Origin of the sequence: Leptospira limi, from assembly GCF_026151395.1 — a bacterium.
Lineage (GTDB): Bacteria > Spirochaetota > Leptospiria > Leptospirales > Leptospiraceae > Leptospira_A > Leptospira_A limi.
The window spans coordinates 158,805-178,125 of sequence record NZ_JAMQPV010000001.1 but is presented as its reverse complement, the minus strand read 5'-3'; the positions used below and the strand labels follow the sequence as shown (position 1 = coordinate 178,125).

Here is a 19,321-nt window from a genome sequence, read left to right as displayed (position 1 = left end):
GATTAAGTTTGCAATGGGAAAAGAAAAATAGAAAAACGCAAAAGAAATAAAAAATAGAGTTCATCGTCTATTTTTGATAACATTTGAATGTGATGAATTTGTTAAATAAAAATAATTTATTTCATTCTAAAAGTGTAATGGCTTTTTGATAAATAAAATCATACTCTTTTTTTCGTTTGGTCCAAGTCCAATCTAAATTCATCACGTTATTCACTACAGATTTTTTATCTGTCGAGAAATACAGATCTTTTGCTCGTTCTAACGCATATCCCAGCGAACTAGCGTCACTCGGTTCAAAGACAATACCTGTTTTGAATTTTGGATCCGTCGATTCTTCCACTGTATCTCTTAAACCACCCACTCGGGAAACAATCGGAATGGATCCGTAAACATGACTATACATTTGGTTGAGGCCACAAGGTTCAAAGAGTGATGGCATGAGGAAAAAATCACTTGCCGCTTCAATTTTGTGAGCTAGAGTTTCATTGTATCCTCGGTAAAAATAAAACACATCTGGTAGCACATCTGATAAATGAAAAAATGCTTTTTCGGTTTCAGGATCCCCTGAACCTAAAACCACATAACGGTGTGGAAGGTGGCGTCTTTCCAAAAATGCCTGTAAAAAAGTGGGGAATCCTTTTTGGTAGGTGAGTCTACCAATGAGACCAATGAGTGGTGTTTCTAATGGCAAATGAGGTCTACCAATTTCTTCATAAAGAAGTTTTTTGTTTTTTAATTTCCCTTCTTCCCAATCCTGAACCGAGTAGGTTTGGAAAATCCGTTTGTCAGACTTTGGATTCCATTCGTCGGCATCAATTCCGTTTAAAATTCCTGTATAATCCGATCCTCGTTTTTGTAAGGCATAACTGAGGCCAAATCCATTGGGTTCCTGTAATGTTTCTTCTCTGTAACCTGGACTTACGGTTGTGATTTGCCCTGCAGACAAAATCCCTGCCTTCATATAATTGCATTTTTCATTGTGGTCAAATGGGCTAGTGATCAGGCGAAAGGGATCTTCTCTCAAAAATCCAGTCATCCAAAAGGGATGGTCCCCTTGGTAAGCAAGGTTGTGGATCGTAAAAACAGAAGGAATGGAATGGATCGAATTTTTTTGTAAGGCGAGAGACAATGCAGTATGCCAATCGTGGGCATGGAAGGCATCTACTTGTAAGATTTGGCTTAGCGCATAACAAGCGTATGAAAAAATGGCAAAACGGTAATGTTCATCTGTCGTTCCATAAATGGAATCCAAACCACGAAACAATTCAGAATCAAAAAAATACAATTTGATCCCGGATTCATCTGCTTCCCGGAACCTTGCTTTTGTGAGTAAACTTACCGCAACGGTTTCCTCACTGGCATCTTCGGGGAGGATGGTCTTATACTCTTTGCCTGTCCAGTTTGGCTCTTTCCCCAATGATCCAATGAGAGGTAATGCGACATAAACTTTTTCGGACTTAGCCTGTTCTTTGGTAAGGGAGGCGAGCATGTCCGCAAGACCACCCATCTTGATGTAGGGAAAATATTCTGCGGATGCGTGGAGAATCTTCATTTTCTGTTATTGACACCGACTCGCAAAGTAAGAAGCTAGAAAAACACAAAGTGAAATCGAGGAGAGATCCATGTCAGTATCTACTAATCTAAAAGGCCTTGCTGAACTCGGCCTAAAACCGTCCGAAGTCTTCCATAACTTATCATACGAAGAAATTTACCAGCACGAATTGAATAACAAAGAAGGTGTTACTTCCGATAATGGAACGATGATGGTGGATACCGGGATTTTTACGGGTCGTTCCCCTAAAGACAAGTACTTTGTCGATGAACCTTCTTCCCAAAACAACATTTGGTGGGGACCAGTAAACACGAAAGTTTCCGAAGCAATTTTTAACGAACTCTACGCAGAAGTAACCAAATTCCTCGATAACAAAAAATTATACGTATTTGATGGCCACGCAGGAACAAACGACGACACACGTATCTCTCTCCGTGTTGTGACTGAAAGAGCTTGGCAACACCACTTTTGCACAAACATGTTCCTTCGCCCAACAAAAGAAGAACTCGCTAAACTCAATCCAGAGTTTACCATCATCAACGCATCTGGTTACAAAAACGCAAAATACAAAGAACACGGTCTCAACTCCGAAGTGTTCGTGATCTTCCACTTAGCAAAAAAAATCTGTATCATCGGTGGAACAGAATACGGTGGGGAAATGAAAAAAGGGATTTTCTCTGTCATGAACTACTACCTTCCACTCAAAAACGTTCTTACAATGCACTGCTCTGCAAACGTTGGAAAAGACGGAGATAGCGCACTTTTCTTTGGTCTTTCTGGAACAGGAAAAACAACTCTTTCCACAGACCCAAATCGTAAGCTCATCGGTGATGATGAACATGGTTGGGACGATAACGGAATCTTCAACATTGAAGGTGGTTGTTACGCAAAAACCATCAACTTAGATCCAAAAACAGAACCAGAAATCTATGCAGCCATCCGTCGTGATGCACTCCTCGAAAACGTTGTGTATGATGCGACAACGAAAAAGGTAGATTATTCTTCCGCTGCGAAAACAGAAAACACTCGTGTTTCGTATCCAATCTTCCACATCGACAACATCCAACCAGGATCCAAAGCAGGTCACCCAAACACTGTGATCTTCCTTACTTACGATGCTTACGGTGTATTACCTGCAGTGTCTAAACTTTCCATCGAACAAGCGATGTACCACTTCCTTTCTGGTTATACAGCAAAGGTTGCAGGAACAGAGCGCGGTGTGAAAGAACCTCAAGCAACGTTCTCAGCTTGTTTTGGTCAGGCGTTTATGACCCTTCACCCAACTTTCTATGCAAAACTACTTGGTGAAAAAATGAAAAAACACAAAGTAAATGCATACCTCATCAACACAGGTCTTGTTGGTGGAAAGTATGGTGTTGGAAAAAGGATGAACCTTCCTGCAACTCGCCAAATCATCAATGAAATCCTCAACGGAAACATTGAAAAATCCGAGTTTGAAAAACACCCAGTATTCCAAGTGTCTTTCCCTAAATCCGTAAATGGTGTGGATTCTCATATCCTAAACCCACGTAACGCTTGGGAAAACAAGGAAGAATACGACAAAACAGCGCAAGATCTTGCGAAACAATTTGTAGAAAACTATAAAAAGTATCTCACTGGTTCCAAAGAATTTGATTTCAGCCAATACGGCCCAGTAGCGTAAGTTTGTTGGGTTTTACATAGGCCGCCTAGTGTAAGCTAGGTGGTTCTGGACTCCCTTTTGAAGCAAAGGGAGTATGTGGGGAAAACCATCCTTGAGAAATCTTGGATGGTTTTTTTTATTTTAATGGGTGTTCGAGATCCCGAAGTAAAACGAATTGTGTGTATCAATCGCCCTTTCAAAGGGACTTCTGCTCGACACATACAATTCGTTGTCCGCTCCGTAATAGGTATAATTCCTTTGCTCAAAATTGATCGAACGGATTTTGGATTGGTTTCGCATAAAACCAAAATACAATCTGATTTGGTCATATACTTTGTAAGAAAGAGAAACCTCTGCTTGAAATCCTAAGATTTCCGTAATGTTGTTTGGATTGGTTTTTGCAAGTGTAAAGTAAGGGCCCACTCGACCATCGGATGAATACATAGTACTGGATCTTTGGTTCGCATAATCCCTGTTCCCATATGTGACGTAAGGATCAAATCCTAAATTGAATTCTAAACCATCAAAAATTTGAATTTTACTCCGCAGTGGAATGGAAATTCCATACGAATTGATTTTGTCATGGCGAATGTTGTAAGCAAATTCATAATTCTCCACTTGGTACATTCGATCTATTTTTAATAAACCAAGTCCAAAATAAAAAATTTGGCTTTCAATCGGCATATAGAAAAAATGAAAACGATATTCTTGCCTTTGGAAATTTCCATACGGGATCGCTGATGGAAAGAGACCATTACTATTGGAATAAAATGTTTTTCGATATGGATCATCAAGTTTGATATTTACCATATCAAATTCGAATCCAAATTGTTTTTCCGGATTTCGATACTTAAAAAATGGCAAATACACCAAATCTTTGTTATTGCGGAGATCCGATTGGTTATAACCGATGATTCCCTTTGTCTCAAAAGGGACGTAGGTAAAATTTTGTCCTTTGAGGCCATATTCATAGGTTTTGAGATTTGATTTTCGCGATTCACTCACCTCTTGTGCCAAGACAAAGTTGGTAGAGAGAAACAAGAGAAAGAGAAATGGTTTTAGATTCATTGGATTCCTTGGGGGTTGTTTGTTATGGATTGATAGATGATAATGTGCGCCTCGCATTTGTTTGATGATCCAGATTCATCGAACACCGACCGGGCTCCCTTCGGGGTGCGCTAACGCTCCCGTCCCCCGCCATCTAACGATGGCAGGTGACCAAGCCCTTCGGATCCCTGGCGCGGGTTACCAGATGAAGAGGGAGGGTTTGTTGGAGTTAGCATTGTTTTGGGTGATAACTAAGAGTTTTCCATTAATATGATCCATGACAGCAGTGGGCAAATAACCTGAATTAGTCCCTTGCCCTACCGAAATATCTGTATGTGAGCAGCTAGTACCATCTAAATTACACCTGAAGAGACTAGGTTTGTTATTGTTTGCAGCGTTTTGAGTGACTACCATCAACTTTCCATTGGAATGATCAATAATTGCCTTTGGGCTAAAACCCGAATTAGTCGCTTGTCCATTAGAAATAACTGTATGGGAGCAGCTAGAACCATCAAGATTACACCTAAAAAGACTTGGTTTGAAATTATTCGCTCCATTACTTGTAACAACTAACAACTTTCCATTTACATAATCAATGATTGGAATTGGGCTAGAACCTGAACTAGTCCCTTGACAAGTAGAAATATCTATATGGTAGCAGTTAGTACCATCTAAATTACATCTGAAGAGACTAGGTTTGAAATTATTCGCTCCATTACTTGTAACAACTAACAACTTTCCATTAGAATAATCAATAATAGCATTTGGGCTATAACCTGAACTAGTCCCTTGCCCAACCGAAATATCAGTATGTGAGCAGCTAGTACCATCTAAATTACACCTGAAGAGACTAGGTTTTTTATTATTTGCTTCATTTTGAGTAACAACCAACAACTTTCTATTGATCTGATCAATGACTGCGGTCGGATACATACCAGAATTAGTACCTTGTCCGGAAGAAATATCTGTATGGGAGCAACTAGAACCATCTAGATTACATCTAAAAAGACTTGGTTTGAAATTATTCGCCCCATTAATCGAGACGACTAACAACTTTTCATTTACATAATCAATGATTGGAATTGGTGTATTACCAGAATAAGCTGACTGTCCGGCTGAAATATCTGTATGGGAGCAACTTGATCCATCTAAATTGCATTTGAATAGACTGGGTTTTGCATAGTTTGCATCATTTCGTGTAACGACGATTAGTTTTCCATTGATATAATCAATTACAGCAGAAGCTCTATGACCTGAACTATATCCCTGCCCTGCCGATATATCAATATGTACACCTGTTTCACTTGTCCCCGGTGGTGTTACTGTCGTCAAAGCACTCGCTTCCAATAATGAGAATGAACTGGTTCCCACAGTGTTACTTGCCACCACCCTAAAGTAATACAAAGTCCCACTCGCCAAACCTGTGATGGTTGCATAAGAATCTGTCACAGGCCCATAACTTGTCGAAGCCGTCGTCACTCCTGGACTTGTGCCATAGTAAACAGTATACGAAGTAGCACCACTCACTGGCCACCATTGTACAACGGCACTCGTTCCACCAGCTTGAGCTTCCACAAACGTTGGGGCATCTGGTGGGCCCAAATAAAAACTATGGTCCCCACTTGAACTTAAATTTCCTGCTAAGTCACGGGCCAGGTAACGCACTTGGTTACTCCCATCGGAGAGCGCCATTGGTGTTGTATAAACAGATCCATTTGTCACTGCTCCACTGCCATCAAACGTTGGTTCAGTGCCGTTTAAGGTATATATGATTTTGTCACAGCCACTTTCGTTTGTATCGGAACAACTGAGTTGGAGTTGGGTTCCCGTTGCAAAAGGACCAGCACCAGAAGGGGAGGTCATCGTTACGACAGGAGCAGTTGTGTCTTTCCTTGTCGTTCGGTTGGTGGATCCAAAACTTCCGACTAGGTTTGCCACACATATGCGAATCGTATTTTCCCCTTCTGTAAAATGGGAGTTTGCGATGGTTGACACCACTTCACTGGACGCGGTTGAATTCCCGGTGACATTAGAATTGTTACTTGTATTGGAGAGAGCCGTTCCAGTTGAGCAGTTCGTTCCTCCTAATCGAATTTGGTAAGAACCAGCTTTGGATGTTTGCCAGCTTAATGATACATTAGAAGTACCATTGATTGCCTGAGTATGTGAATTGATGGTAATTGTTGCCACTTCTGTATCTACGATATAATTTTGTGAAGCCACATTGGATACATTCCCAGCAAGGTCACGGGCAATAAACTTCGTGTAGGTGGTTGCCCCATCTGACATGGCAATGGCTGTATTGTACAAATTTCCACTGGTGATGCTTCCCGTACTTCCTTGGATACTGGGATTTGTCGGAGAAGAGCCAACTAATACTGAATAGGCGATTTTATCACATCCAGAGCCTCCTACGTCCGAACAAGAAGCAGAAACAGAAGTCGCCGTTGCATAACTCCCTCCACCTGGATTTGTGGTGACTGTAGGTGGTGTGTCATCTCGCCTGATGTTAAAGGAAACAAATCCAGTTAGTCCATTGGATCCTGTAACGCAAATCCTATAGGTTTTGGTTCCTTCGCCTGTAAAATTAGTATAGGAACGTTGGAAGGTTTGATCGTCATCGGCAGTCACATTCCCCGATGCCACTTGAGTTCCAGAGGCACAATCGCTCCCTTCACGGATTACATATGAACCAGAACGATTGGATTGCCAAGTTGTTGTAGAACTTGTAATGGCACCGGCTTGGGAGCTAATCGCAGTTGCCGTTTGGCCTACTAGAGTAAGTGCAGGGACTTGGGAATCAATCGTATACGTAATATTTAATGGTGCCGAAAGGTTTCCTGCCAGGTCACGACAGATAGCTTGTAGAGTATGATTTCCTTCCGTAGAAAGGGAAATGGATTGGGAAGAGCGATTCACCACCGTTCCCAGTTTTGGTGAAAATGTTGGAGAAGAAGCGTCCATCGTGTATACAATCGAACCAGGAGCTCTGTTATCAGAACAAGTGAGCGTAGTAGTTTGCGCCGTTGAATAAGTGCCAGCTAACAAAGAACTGGTGAGAGTAGGAGGTGTTGTATCACTTAGGATTGTGACAATGGCTGTGTCATTCGGTGTCCCATCACCGTCAGTATCAAACCCAAGTGGATTTCCATTGGAATCAACAATTATGACCACAGGATTTCCTGTTCCACCTGGGGCTGTCATTAAAAATCCAGGAGGGTTTGGACTGATGTAGTAATCGGCATTGCCGTCTCCATTGCTGTCAACTGCATCGGGAATTCCATCACCGTTTGTATCGAGAAGGATAAGATTGGGAGTAGTGTCACCTGTTAGGTTGATCCCATCGGATACACCATCCCCATCTGAATCTACTAGAGTGGCGTCTGTTTTCCCATCTCCCGAAAGATCAAGTGTAGTACCAGGGGATAAATCCTGAGAGGTACTCGGATTCCCTCCCATCAGTCCAAGTAAAAAAACAAATGCATTGAAACCCTGTTTCGAGGAACCATCGGGGAGGATTCCAACACATTGGCTCGAAAAAAGAATTAGAACAAAAAGTAAGTAAAGTTTATTTCGCATAACAGAGTCCGTTTTCAAATTCAAATTTCCAAATCTATATTCGGAAATTCTAATCAAGCAAAAGGTCTCCATGCTCTCAATGGAAAATTACATAGAAGGAAAAAAAATAAAATTTTTCCGTTAAAAACGTTCTGAAAACGCGTTTGCACCGTTTTCAGCGGTTTTGCGAAGCTTGATGAGCTGTATGGATGTTTTTTTTTATTTCTTAAATGGCATCTCACCTAAATAATCTTTTTTTCCAATCTCCACACCGTTATGACGGAGAATCGCATAAGCAGTTGTGATGTGGAAATAAAAATTGGGGATCGCATGGTGGGTAAGGTATTCCCATCCAGTTAAGTATTGTCCTTCCCATCGTGGCTGGGACACTTTCATTTCTGAAACTGTTTTAAAATCTGATTCTTGGTAACTATCCAAATATTGGAGAACCGATAGGATCCTTGTTTTCAGTTCATTTAAATTTGATTCTATATCTTCGTGTTTAGGTGCCTCTTTTCCTGAAATACGAGCCACACAAAGTTTAGCAGTATCACATGCAATTTGGATTTGTTTTGTTAAAGGAAATTGGTCAGGGAACAGTCTTGCATTCAGTAAATTTTCAAAAGGAAACTTTTTGGCTTCCGCATGGGATTCCGCTTTTTCTAGAATATTCAGTAAATTTCCAAGTCCTTTTTTGAAGGATTGGACAGAGATTTCGAAGATCATGGATTGATTCATAATTCTATTCATTGGAAGAGAACAAACGAAATCAATCCATTAAATCAAAAAATCTAAATGGCAATACCACCAGAGAGGATTAACTCTAAAAAGCCAAAATTTTGTGAGGCACGATTGGAACCTCCACTTGTTAACACATCGGTGAGATCAATGTAACCACCTTTACCACCAAATTCAATGTAATATGTTCTAGAAAATTCATAGCGGGTAGCAACATATCCAGAAACTCCATAACCAGAAACATGGAAGTTATTGTTTTGTCCTTTACCTAACACGCGTACGTCGCTACGGCAAACCACTGGTCCACCACCAATAGAGGATATCAAACTAATGCCACTAAGTCCATCAGCTGAAGTATAAAGGGGAGTAATCCAACCAAAATCTAAAAATAGGTAATTCAAACCATCGGTATGTTCATACTTTAGTATATCAGGTGTTAAAGTAATTGTTTGGTCCCCACCATGGTATCCCGCCATCTCTTGGACATGTCCAGGAAAAAGATAAATGAATGCTGCTGCTTCCGGTGATAAAGCTAGCTGGTTTTTTGGGATCACTCCAGGGTCTATATAACCTGAATATTTGACTGTCTGTCCTGGTGTGACTACATACTTCATATGATCTTGGCCGAACGATAAAAAGAAACGATCTGTAAAGTAATAGATAAACTTTAAATTGTACTGAGGGATTTCAAATTTTGAAGGATTTAAATAAACGTCTGCTTTGAATGATTCTGGTTTGTCTCTGGCATCAACAGCTTTTAAAGTATAACGGTACCCTGGACCACGAAAGTTGATATCACTTTGTGTGAAATAATCTCGGTTATAACCCCATTGGACATTCCATCGACCTTTTTTATCATGGATGGTCAGCGGGATTTCATTTTCCTCTGCCCCAAGGGAGGGGTTTAGTAAGAGACATAGAAGGAAAATCGAAACTGTAGCAGGAATAGAACCACACACTCGCATGATTCTGAGAGGAATCGAATCGAACATAATGTCACATTCTAAATCTTAATGAAATTAGAATAGGCGAATGTATGTTCGGTTTCGGAAAAATTAGAGTTTTTTTCAGTAGGGAAAAATACTATATTTATATCCTACTTTTTCGTTCTACTTTTGCGGACGGGAAATCGAAATCCTTAGTAACTTCCACCGCTCCCTCCACCTCCGGAAGAACCGCCTCCAAAACTTCCTCCGCCTCCACCCCCTCCACCACCGGAGCCAGAACTACTTTTTTGTTTTTTGGGAATGGTTTCATATTCGATTTCACTGTGTTTGCAATGAGCACAATTTCGTCTGACTTCCACTTTCCCCGAACTACTGTAAGTTGCTTCGGAGAGTATCCGACTGGATTTACAAACATAGGTTTCAAATTTACACTCAGGACAAACCTTGATTTTAGGAAACGAAGTGCCTTTGTAAATGTATTCTGGATCGATGTTACGAAATTTTAAGATGGAGTGATTGTGGCATGATTGGCAAACCCAAACATCATAGTCAACAGAGTTGACAATTTCTTCCGAGATTTGGCCGTCCGACAAATGTTTGTTATCTGCTTCCTCTGAAAGTTTGGTCATCGTTGATCCGCATGTTTCACATTTTCTCGGAATATTGCGGATAGCTTGTAATCTCGTGTTTAACTTTTTCATTCGATGGTCGCCAAGGAAAATAAAGTAAACAATGATACTTGCGATAATGAGAAAGATCGAAACAGGGAAAAGAGCCTCTCCCAGATAAAGGGATAGTGTTGTAATCACTAAAATCAGAGGGCTAATGACAATTCCATAGTATAAGATAAAATCAGTTTTGAGAACAATGTGGTATTTGGCAGTGGGAGAAGGCAAAATCCAAACGATAAGTCGTTGTAAAAGATTTAACAAAATAAATAGACCCAAATAACCAAGAACAAAAGTCGATTTAAAATGAAAGGATTCTTCCTTTTCTAATCTTTCCGTTTCTTCATATTTTTCATTTAAGAGCCGAGATTCCTCATCAGTCAAAAAGAAATTGGAAGTTGTATTGTATGTGTCAATCGTCTGTTCGAATATTTGTTTTTCTTCTGAAGTGAGGTCAGTAAACTTCTTACCTTGGTAATCATATAAATTAGTGCGTACAACTGGATTAGAATCAACATTCTCGGATGGAGTAGAACTTGCATCAGAGGGAAGGGAACTTTCCTCTTGTTGGGAGATTAAATTTTCTACAGCGATTTCAGGGTGTTTGAGCTTTTGGATCAAGGCTGCAACAGTCTCGACATGGCCTTTTTGGAAATTGTCCTCTTTAAAAGAAGGGATTGTATAAGTATCAATGATCCTTTTGACAGTTGCATCAGGAAGGTCACCTTCGAGTCCGTATCCAATTTCGATTTCGATTCTCCTTTGGTCAATGACGTGCAAAATTAAAATTCCATTGTCTTTCCCCTTTTTCCCAATTTTCCAATGATTGAAGAGTGCCACTGCAAAATCTTTTGGCACATAACTGCCGATTGTTGGTAAAGTTACGACTGCAATTTCTAACCCAGATGAACTTTCTTCTGCATTGATCAGACTGTCAATGGATGTAGTATCTGTTAGGACTCCGGCACCGTCTTCCACCCAACTGTTGCGAAGTACTTTTGGGTTCGGTACTTTGGTGACAAGTGTATCAATGGATTCTTCATTTGTATTGGAACATTGCAAAAATAGTGAAAGGGCAACAAACAATGGAAACAGTGCCATCGAATGCAAACGAAAAGGTGAATCCGAATCGTTTCTGTTTATTGCTTTCGGTAATTGTTTGGAATGAGTAAGAATTGACTGCATCACGATCTGAAAAATCTAGATGGAATTTGTTTGTTTGTCAAGTATGAGTTAAAGTCCACAAGGGTATTCACATGTGAAAACTATAGTCCTCGGTGTAAGTGGTAATCCTGAATTAGATCCAAAAATTCCAGGACCCAAACTGACTGTATAGGTTGTCGTTTGCGATGAATAACCAGAAACTAAAACGATCATTGAATCCACTTCAAAACTAAGGTTACCAAATGTAAAAGAAGGTGAGATAGATACATTTTGGGTGAGCCATGCTAATTCCTCTCCTTGGTTAGGAGGTACGGGAGGTTCCGAAAAATATAAATAGAGAGCAGATGGACCAACTTGTCTAGTCGATCGATGAAAAGGATCCGATTCAATTAATTCGAAAAAACTAGGTTGGTTTCCGGGGTCATATACAAAAAAACTTGATACTTCAACTTCAACGGAATTGTTTTTGATTTCTAATACACTGATGTCACCAATTGATGTTATCAAAACAGTAAATATAAAATATGGGGAATTGTCCTGAGTGACCGAGAAGGTAGTGGTTCCTGACGAAAGTCGGATGAAAAAACGACCAGTTGCATTTGTTGTAACGGTTGAATCTAGACCTTCTAATTCCGATGAGCGATTCATCACTGTTAGGACTGCGTCAGGAACGGCTGTCCCGTTTTGATCCCGAATTTGACCAGTGAGTGATAACGCAAACGGTGCTTGTGTAAGTCCTAAAAGTGTAAGGTTAGAAAAAAGTGAATTTTCTTTAGTCGGATCAGGAAAAATGTATTTTTGAACGAATGGATTGAAATAACAGTTTGAAGAACCAAGTAATATAAGCCATATAAAAAGCAAAAATTGCAATCGTTTCATTTCGCATCCTCATCTTTCCTCATATTGGATCTTTTGTGAAAATATAGAATTAAATAATGATTGAGTCAAAATATTTAGTCAATAAAAAAAACATTCTGAAAAAATCATGATTAGAAGCTTTGGTTTAAAAATACTTATTTAATATTATGAAATAATAATATATTGATAAGATAGGCAATGAGTATCTAAAATTTTTTGATTTGATTAGAGAAAGAAGTTTTGCAAGAAGAGTTGGAAGGAAACATGATGAAATTTGATAAATCAATTAGTCTTGAAAAAATTTTATGGCAAAAAACTAATTTGAAATTGCATCATAGTTTGTTTTAAGCTTTTTCCTGATAAGGATTTTATACCTGGCAAGAGTGTTATCGTATAAGTTTGGAAGCTGTAAGATCCCGGATTCACTTGGATATCCACTTGATTCCCGCTTACACTTGTTGAAAAATAGGATAATGTTGGTGATATCAGTATATTATCAATTCTCCATTGATTTGCGTCACTTGGAACTTCTAGATTTTCGGAAAAAGAAAAATTGAAGTCATTTCCAATTGTCGCCGTGTATATTGGGTTATTACTGACAATCAATCCATTATACGGATTTGATGAAGTTAAATCAAAGAAAGAAACGTTCCCCAAAGAAGAGCTATACATTCCCAAATTCAATACTGTAAAACTAGAATTACTAATCGAAATTAAAGAAACCGCTATAGGAGTTACGAAAAGTTCAATCGTAAATGTTGTTCCCGAGAACTCGACTTGAAGATTCATTGTTCCTTCGGAGCCAATTAATTTAAATCGACCCGCTGAATCGGTAGTGCTAACATTTGTTGGATCAGTGGAACCAAAAATTCGAACTGTTGCTCCTGAGACCCCTGATGGACCGCTAAATATTTGACCTGTGACAATCATTGCAGAAGGTCCTAACCCAAGAAGACTTAAAGCCGCTGGATTCTCTTCTTTCTCAGCCGGATTTAATAGATCATAAACAACAGGATTCAAATAACAGTTTTGGAATAAAAGAATCGGTACAACAAAGATACCGAATCTTTTGCTGAAATTACGAAAAGAGAAATTTGTTATTTGTATAGATCTAAGATTCATGATTCAATACTTCTCTCCGTTATTTTTTCTTTTTCAATGCTTCTAAGTCTTTTTCAAGTAATTCGAGTTCGTATTTTTCTTCAGCTTCTTTTAACTCTTGTTCGGTTTTGATTTGTTCGACGGCTTCTTCTTTGATTCGATTGATTTCCGAATCTGATACCATACGATATCCATTCCCTTCACAAACATCTACGATAATTGTTTTTCTTGTAATTGTAATCGCAAATCCACCAAGAAGTGTGATTGCAAGGTCTTTCCAAGTCGATGTTTGGCGGATACGAACAGGTCTACTATCTTTGGGTAAGAGAACATCCCAATCTGGTTCAGAGAATCTTAAACCACCAAACAACCAAAAATACTCAGGGTATTCTTGGAACGTTTGGCATTTCGCTGATTCGGGTGCGAGTGTAATCATATTTCCATCGGCTATAGAGGTAAGAACAAATGAATCTCGCAAACTATGTGCGACTTTTGTTCCTTCATTTGTTTTCGATCGATTTAATGCCTCTTGTTCTGCGAGGGATTCACGTCTTTTACGTATCTCTTCTTGTTTTGCAGCGATTGCTTTTTCTTTTTCTAATTTTCGTTTCTCTTCTTCTTCTTTTCTGATTTTTTCTTCTTCCGCTTCTGCTAAGTCTTTATAGAGAATTTTCAAGACTGATTTTTTGGAAATCACCATGTGTTTCCCATCTTGTGTATCAATTTCAACATTCTCAACGTTTTGATTTGTAATGATTCCTTTAACAGACTTTCCTTGTTTCAAAAGAACTGTTTGAACAGCATGAAGAGGTAAAAATAGAAATAAAAAAAGGATAAGGAATGTTAGATTGCAGTTTCGCATTTGAAAATACCGATAAATCTAGGATTTCTCCTATAAATATCAGTCTCTTTCTCAATTGCAATTAAGAAATTTAAAGATTTTTGGAAATAGCGTGTCAAATTTGTAACAAATGATTCCATCGAACCAGTGTTCTATTTAGTCATTCCATACGTAAAAAAATAGGAAGACATAAATCATACTAAGAACATACCAATGTGGAATTAACTACAATTTCAATCGAGAGAGTAAAAATGAACGAATCCCCAAAATTACACAAAGCCCTTCATTCTGTGCATTTATGGGGAATGGCAGTTGGACTTGTCATTTCTGGAGATTACTTCGGTTGGAATTTTGGATGGTCAAATGCAAACGTTTGGGAGTTTGGAATTTCGATTGTATGGATTGCCATTTTTTATGTAATGTTTGCTCTTTGTTTTACGGAACTAGCTGCAAGTATCCCACAAGCAGGTGGTCCTTCTGCTTATGCAAAACGCGCATTAGGTGATTCATTTGGATTTTTTACTGGTTATCTCGTATTAGTTGAATTTTTATTAGCACCACCTGCCATTGCCTCTGCCTTAGGTGGATACATTCATTTTTTATTTCCTATCATTCCTTCCTTTTATGCAGGCATTGGGATGTTTTTGTTATTGTTACTTATGAATTTAACTGGGATCAAACAAACTGCTCGTTTTGAGTTATTTGTAACTCTCATTGCTGTGATTGGACTTTTATTGTACTTAGGATTATTGATCCCACATCTTTCAATGGATCAAATTCCGACTTGGAAAAAGGAAACAAATGTTTCTTTTTCGGCAGTATTCACTGCAATTCCTTTTGCGATTTGGTTTTTTTTAGCTGTGGAAGGAGTTGCGTTAGCAGCGGAAGAAGTAAAAAATCCTGCGAAAGACATTCCAAAAGGTTATATTGCAGGTATCATCACTTTACTTTGTTTAGCAGGTATGATTTATGGATTCACAGCTTCGGTAACAAATACAAAGGACATTGCTAACATTGAATATCCTTTGTCCTATGTATTAAATTCTTTATACGGATCCGAATCAATTTGGCCCATTTTGTTTACCTTTATTGGATTGTTTGGACTCGTTGCTTCGCTTTTTGGGATCATTTTGGGCAATTCAAGGTTGTTATATGCAATGAGTAAGGAAGGTTACCTTCCAAAGTATTTATCTCAATTGACCAAAGGATCGGTTGTCCCTCAAAACGCTGTGATCTCTGGTGGAGTTGTCGGAATTTTTTGTATGTTGTTTTTGAATACCGCAGAACTCATCACCATATCAGCATTAGGTGCTTGTGGGATGTATTTACTTTGTTTGGTATCTTATCTTTTTTTACGAAAAAGAGAACCTAATTTGGATCGACCTTACAAGGCCCCTTTGTATCCAATTTTGCCTTTCATTGCGATGTGGTTTGGTGTTTTTGCGTTTGGATCTGTTTTTTATTCAGAACCAAAATTAACGATGGGCGTTTTTTTAGTTGGGATTGTCTTGGGAATTGGGTATCGGTTGAACCACTTCCGAAACAAATTAATTAACTAGTGCCAAACTCGAGTTTGGATTTTTGAAGTGCATCTCTACAACGTTCTAAAAATAGACGGGATACTGAATCATCAGGATTTTTATCCAATAGAGATGCAAAACCTTCTTTTGCTTCTTCAAAATCCTCCCTACGATAGGCATCGAGGGCAAGAGTGTAATCGTCTTTACAAGCAATCAAACGTTTCGATTTTTCTGGCTCATATCCATCTAACACCTCAACAACAAAAACCGATTCTGTTTTACCTTTGATATTCACTCGATCGAGTAATCGGTAGTGAAACCCTAAATTGTCAGATGCCTCGATAAATGTTTCCGCACTGATGACGATCCTAGAAGAGAATAGTTTTGTGATCCCTTCAATCCTAGATGCTAAATTCACTGCATCAGAAATCACGGTACCTTCCATCCGTTTGTGTTCACCTAAAATTCCGAGGGTTAAATTTCCCGTATGGATTCCTATCCCAACTTCAATTGGAATATAACCACAATTTGCTCGATGGCTATTGTAAATTCTAATTGCCTCTTGCATTTCAACAGCAGCCTTTACCGCATCACTGATATTATATGGAAATAACGCCATGACTGCATCACCAATGAATTTATCAATAAACCCATTATTATGACGGATGATTGGTCCAACACGTTGTAGATAACTATTTAGAAAATCAAAGTTTTCTTTTGGAGTGAGTGTTTCAGAAAATTCAGTAAAGGATCGAATGTCTGCAAATAATACAGTCATTCGTTTTTGAACTTGGTCTCCTAAGTCAACTTGCCGGATGTCATTTTTTCCTAAATGGTATAAAAATTCAGTGGGAACAAATCGACTAAAGGAAGAACTAAATTGTTTTTGTTCTTCGGCAAACTCTAGGGTTTTGATGATGTTTTGTCTAACAATTCTACCAAAAGTAAATACTTGTAAAAATACAAAGATCACAACTGTGGAAGGACCAATGTAAGTGGTATGGATCACTGCTTGTGCATGTAAAACATCGTTACTCGCTCCAATCAGAATGAGTCCAATTCCGAATAACAAAGGTTTTGCTTCCATCCTGCTTTTTTGGTACGCTTGGAATAAATAATACAAAATAAAAAGTCCATTTAATACAAACGCAATTGGGTAAATGGAGGCAGTTTCTGTGAAATAGACTGGTGGCAAAATAAGCCCCAGAGTTAAGATCGCAGAGAGAAAGTAAAAAACATTCCCTACCTTTTTAGAAAAGTCATACGGGAAAATTGTATAAAAATAATGATAGAGTAGAGGTGCAGACCAGTACCAAGATACATACTCCAATCGAAGTAGTGCCCAGTACGGCATATCAATGAATTCGAGTACAATTCGTTCGCCTGTTGATATGGTTCTGAGTAATACAGCTAAGGAAAACAAAAAGATTCCTAAGGTTTGCCTTCCATCTCGATTGTAAAAATACATAACTAAAAAGAAAATCCCAACAAAGGCAAATATTGAGGACAAGATTGTTTCATTTATCTTGTGTTTGGTGAGACGATTCTCTGCTTTAGTGTATGATGACAAAACAATGTCGTTCCAGATTCCACCCTTTCTGTGAACATAATTGGCTACATACAGATCAATCGTGAGGTTTTTGTTATGTGGTAAAACAACAATGGTGGACTTAACCATCGGAACGAACTGATTGGTGTTACTGGCCGGTATCCCCGATCCTCCGTAGTACTTTCCATTGATGTATATTGCATAAGAGGTGTCCTGTTCATGCACTGTAAGTGCCATTGTCTCTTGTAAGTCTTCTGGTAATTCTAGTTGCATGCGAAAGGTTGCATGACCAAATCCAGAAAGATTACCATAGTCCATTCGGTATCCATTCCAATGATTAGGCAGATTGAGGATACGATCTAAATTTGATTCTTGGATGTTGTCTGGAGAAGTATTCCAAAAAAACTTCCATTCCCCAGTTAGAGCCACAAAAGGTTCCAATTGAAACGAATGATTCTTTAAACTGATAAACCCATTTTTTGCTTCTTTATTTACATTCCTTTCCTCTGATAGACAACTAACTAGGAATAAAAGAGATATCAAAATGAGTTTTTTCATCTAAGCTTGTCGTTTTGGAAAAACTGTATAATCCTGTAATTTTGTAAATTTCACTTCATCTCGTTTGTATCCGAGTAATCCTTCCAAGGTTTGGTAACGATTCATTCCCATACTGATTTCGATGTCTTGGCCTGTAAATTGTCCTGGGTGTTCGTATCCACAAGAATGTGCCAAACTTAAAAGTTCTTTTCGAAACCCTTGGATGTATTTGGCAGCTCGTTTGCCCTTGATTTCTGGATCAACTCCACGTTGTAACCACCAGTTTTGTGTGGCAACACCAGCAGGACAATGGTCTGTATGGCATTTCTGGGCTTGGATACAACCAATCGATAACATGGCTTCCCTTGCGATGTTAATGAGATCACAACCCATGGCAATGGCGACAACTGCTCGGTCAGGAAAACCCAATTTTCCCGAACCTATCCATACAACTCTGTCAGACAAACCTTCTTTTTGGAACAAAGTATACACTCGTTGGAATCCTATTTTAAAGGGTAAAGACACATGGTCTGCATATGTTAGTGGGGCAGCACCAGTTCCCCCTTCACCACCATCGATGGTGATAAAATCTGGACCTTGTGAGGTACGTTTTATTTCTTCTGCTAATTCTTCCCAGAATTCAATTTCACCAACTGCACTTTTGATCCCAACAGGCAAACCTGTTCCATTCGCTATTTTTTCGATAAAGGACACTAGTTCTTTTACATTTGTGAACTCACTATGAGAGTTAGGTGATATACAATCTTTTCCTTCAGGAACATGTCGAATTGAAGCAATCTCTGCGTTAACTTTTTTAGCAGGTAAAATACCACCTTTTCCTGGTTTGGCGCCCTGTGATAATTTGATTTCAATCATTTTTACGCAGGCATTTTTTCCGACTTTTTCTTTTAAAACTTCTAAGTTAAATTTTCCAGAATTGTCTCTTGCACCAAAGTATCCAGTTCCAATTTGCCAAACAATATCGGCACCTTCCATATGGTAGTGGCTAAGTCCCCCCTCACCAGTGTTATGGTAAGCACCAGAATCTCTTGCTCCACGGTTGAGAGCTAAGACTGCGTTTTTTCCAAGGGAACCAAATGACATTGCCGAAATATTGACAATGGAATAAGGTCTGTAAGGGAATTTTCGGTTCGGCCCAATGACCTTAAGGCAGGGAATACAACTCGGGTCATTGTTGTGCACATATGCTTTCGATTCAGGATAAGGAAATGCTTTGTGTTTAATGATGGGATAACCAGGTTCATATTGAATCTCAGTCGTTCCAAATCCAAAATTATTATTTTGGCCTTTGGCAGTTGCGTAAATCCAACTCCTTTCTGTGCGGTCAAATGGTCTTTCTTCTTTGTCATTGGCTACCCAGTACTGCCTGAGTTCGGGACCAATCATTTCTAAAAAGTAACGTAACCTTCCAACGATGGGAAAATTCCTTTGAATGGTGTGTTTTTTTTGTGTGATGTCCCGAATGAAAACGAGTGCAAAAAATAAAAATAGTCCGGCCCAAGTGGCAGAGAGAGGGTTTGTTTCGATCCAACTCAAAATTGTATTCATCATTTTTGCATCCATATCTACCCTCGAACT

At 38.9% G+C, this 19,321-nt stretch carries 13 protein-coding genes; 2 read left to right on the top strand and 11 right to left on the bottom strand.

Going from position 1 to position 19,321, the window contains the following annotated elements:
* Positions 1-121: 121 nt before the first annotated feature.
* The gene (locus ND812_RS00765) at positions 122-1,552 is read right to left on the bottom strand and encodes a glycogen/starch synthase (protein WP_265373840.1); all 1,431 of its coding nucleotides are present in this window, start codon (positions 1,550-1,552) and stop codon (positions 122-124) included.
* Between the two features lie 70 nt (positions 1,553-1,622).
* Here ND812_RS00765 and pckA point away from each other — a divergent pair, with 70 nt between their 5' ends.
* On the top strand, positions 1,623-3,215 hold the full coding sequence (pckA, locus tag ND812_RS00760; RefSeq protein WP_265356897.1) for a phosphoenolpyruvate carboxykinase (ATP): 1,593 nt from the start codon (positions 1,623-1,625) through the stop codon (positions 3,213-3,215).
* A gap of 120 nt (positions 3,216-3,335) precedes the next feature.
* On the opposite strand, the gene ND812_RS00755 is transcribed toward pckA, so the two are convergent.
* The 8 genes from ND812_RS00755 to ND812_RS00720 all read right to left on the bottom strand — a co-directional run bounded on the left by ND812_RS00755 (position 3,336) and on the right by ND812_RS00720 (position 14,137).
* Complete coding sequence (locus ND812_RS00755) at positions 3,336-4,262, bottom strand: hypothetical protein (RefSeq protein WP_265373839.1); 927 nt, start codon at positions 4,260-4,262, stop codon at positions 3,336-3,338.
* A 177-nt stretch (positions 4,263-4,439) separates the two neighbouring features.
* A complete protein-coding gene (locus tag ND812_RS00750; RefSeq protein ID WP_265373838.1) occupies positions 4,440-7,820 on the bottom strand; it encodes a chitobiase/beta-hexosaminidase C-terminal domain-containing protein in 3,381 nt (1,126 codons plus the stop codon).
* A 198-nt stretch (positions 7,821-8,018) separates the two neighbouring features.
* Positions 8,019-8,537, bottom strand: coding sequence for a DUF1993 domain-containing protein (locus ND812_RS00745; protein ID WP_265373837.1), 519 nt, complete (start codon positions 8,535-8,537; stop codon positions 8,019-8,021).
* 53 nt (positions 8,538-8,590) lie between these two features.
* On the bottom strand, positions 8,591-9,529 hold the full coding sequence (locus tag ND812_RS00740; protein WP_407658418.1) for a hypothetical protein: 939 nt from the start codon (positions 9,527-9,529) through the stop codon (positions 8,591-8,593).
* Positions 9,530-9,675: 146 nt separating this feature from the next.
* On the bottom strand, positions 9,676-11,253 hold the full coding sequence (locus tag ND812_RS00735) for a TPM domain-containing protein (protein ID WP_265375880.1): 1,578 nt from the start codon (positions 11,251-11,253) through the stop codon (positions 9,676-9,678).
* Positions 11,254-11,385: 132 nt separating this feature from the next.
* Positions 11,386-12,195, bottom strand: a complete 810-nt coding sequence (locus ND812_RS00730; protein ID WP_265373836.1) for a carboxypeptidase-like regulatory domain-containing protein — start codon at positions 12,193-12,195, stop codon at positions 11,386-11,388.
* A 282-nt stretch (positions 12,196-12,477) separates the two neighbouring features.
* Positions 12,478-13,296, bottom strand: a complete 819-nt coding sequence (locus ND812_RS00725) for a carboxypeptidase-like regulatory domain-containing protein (protein WP_265373835.1) — start codon at positions 13,294-13,296, stop codon at positions 12,478-12,480.
* A gap of 19 nt (positions 13,297-13,315) precedes the next feature.
* Entirely contained in the window at positions 13,316-14,137 is an 822-nt protein-coding gene (locus ND812_RS00720) for an LA_0442/LA_0875 N-terminal domain-containing protein (RefSeq protein ID WP_265373834.1), read from the bottom strand.
* A 230-nt stretch (positions 14,138-14,367) separates the two neighbouring features.
* On the opposite strand from ND812_RS00720, the gene eat reads away from it, so the two are divergent.
* Positions 14,368-15,675 (top strand): ethanolamine permease, encoded by a 1,308-nt coding sequence (gene eat, locus ND812_RS00715; RefSeq protein WP_265373833.1) that lies wholly within the window; start codon positions 14,368-14,370, stop codon positions 15,673-15,675.
* Here the strand turns inward: eat and ND812_RS00710 are convergent.
* Together ND812_RS00710 and ND812_RS00705 are read right to left on the bottom strand one after the other, a co-directional pair.
* The gene (locus tag ND812_RS00710; RefSeq protein WP_265373832.1) at positions 15,668-17,743 is read right to left on the bottom strand and encodes an adenylate/guanylate cyclase domain-containing protein; all 2,076 of its coding nucleotides are present in this window, start codon (positions 17,741-17,743) and stop codon (positions 15,668-15,670) included. The genes eat and ND812_RS00710 overlap by 8 nt on opposite strands.
* Positions 17,744-19,294 (bottom strand): FMN-binding glutamate synthase family protein, encoded by a 1,551-nt coding sequence (locus ND812_RS00705; RefSeq protein ID WP_265375879.1) that lies wholly within the window; start codon positions 19,292-19,294, stop codon positions 17,744-17,746. It lies immediately after the preceding gene.
* Positions 19,295-19,321 lie beyond the last annotated feature (27 nt).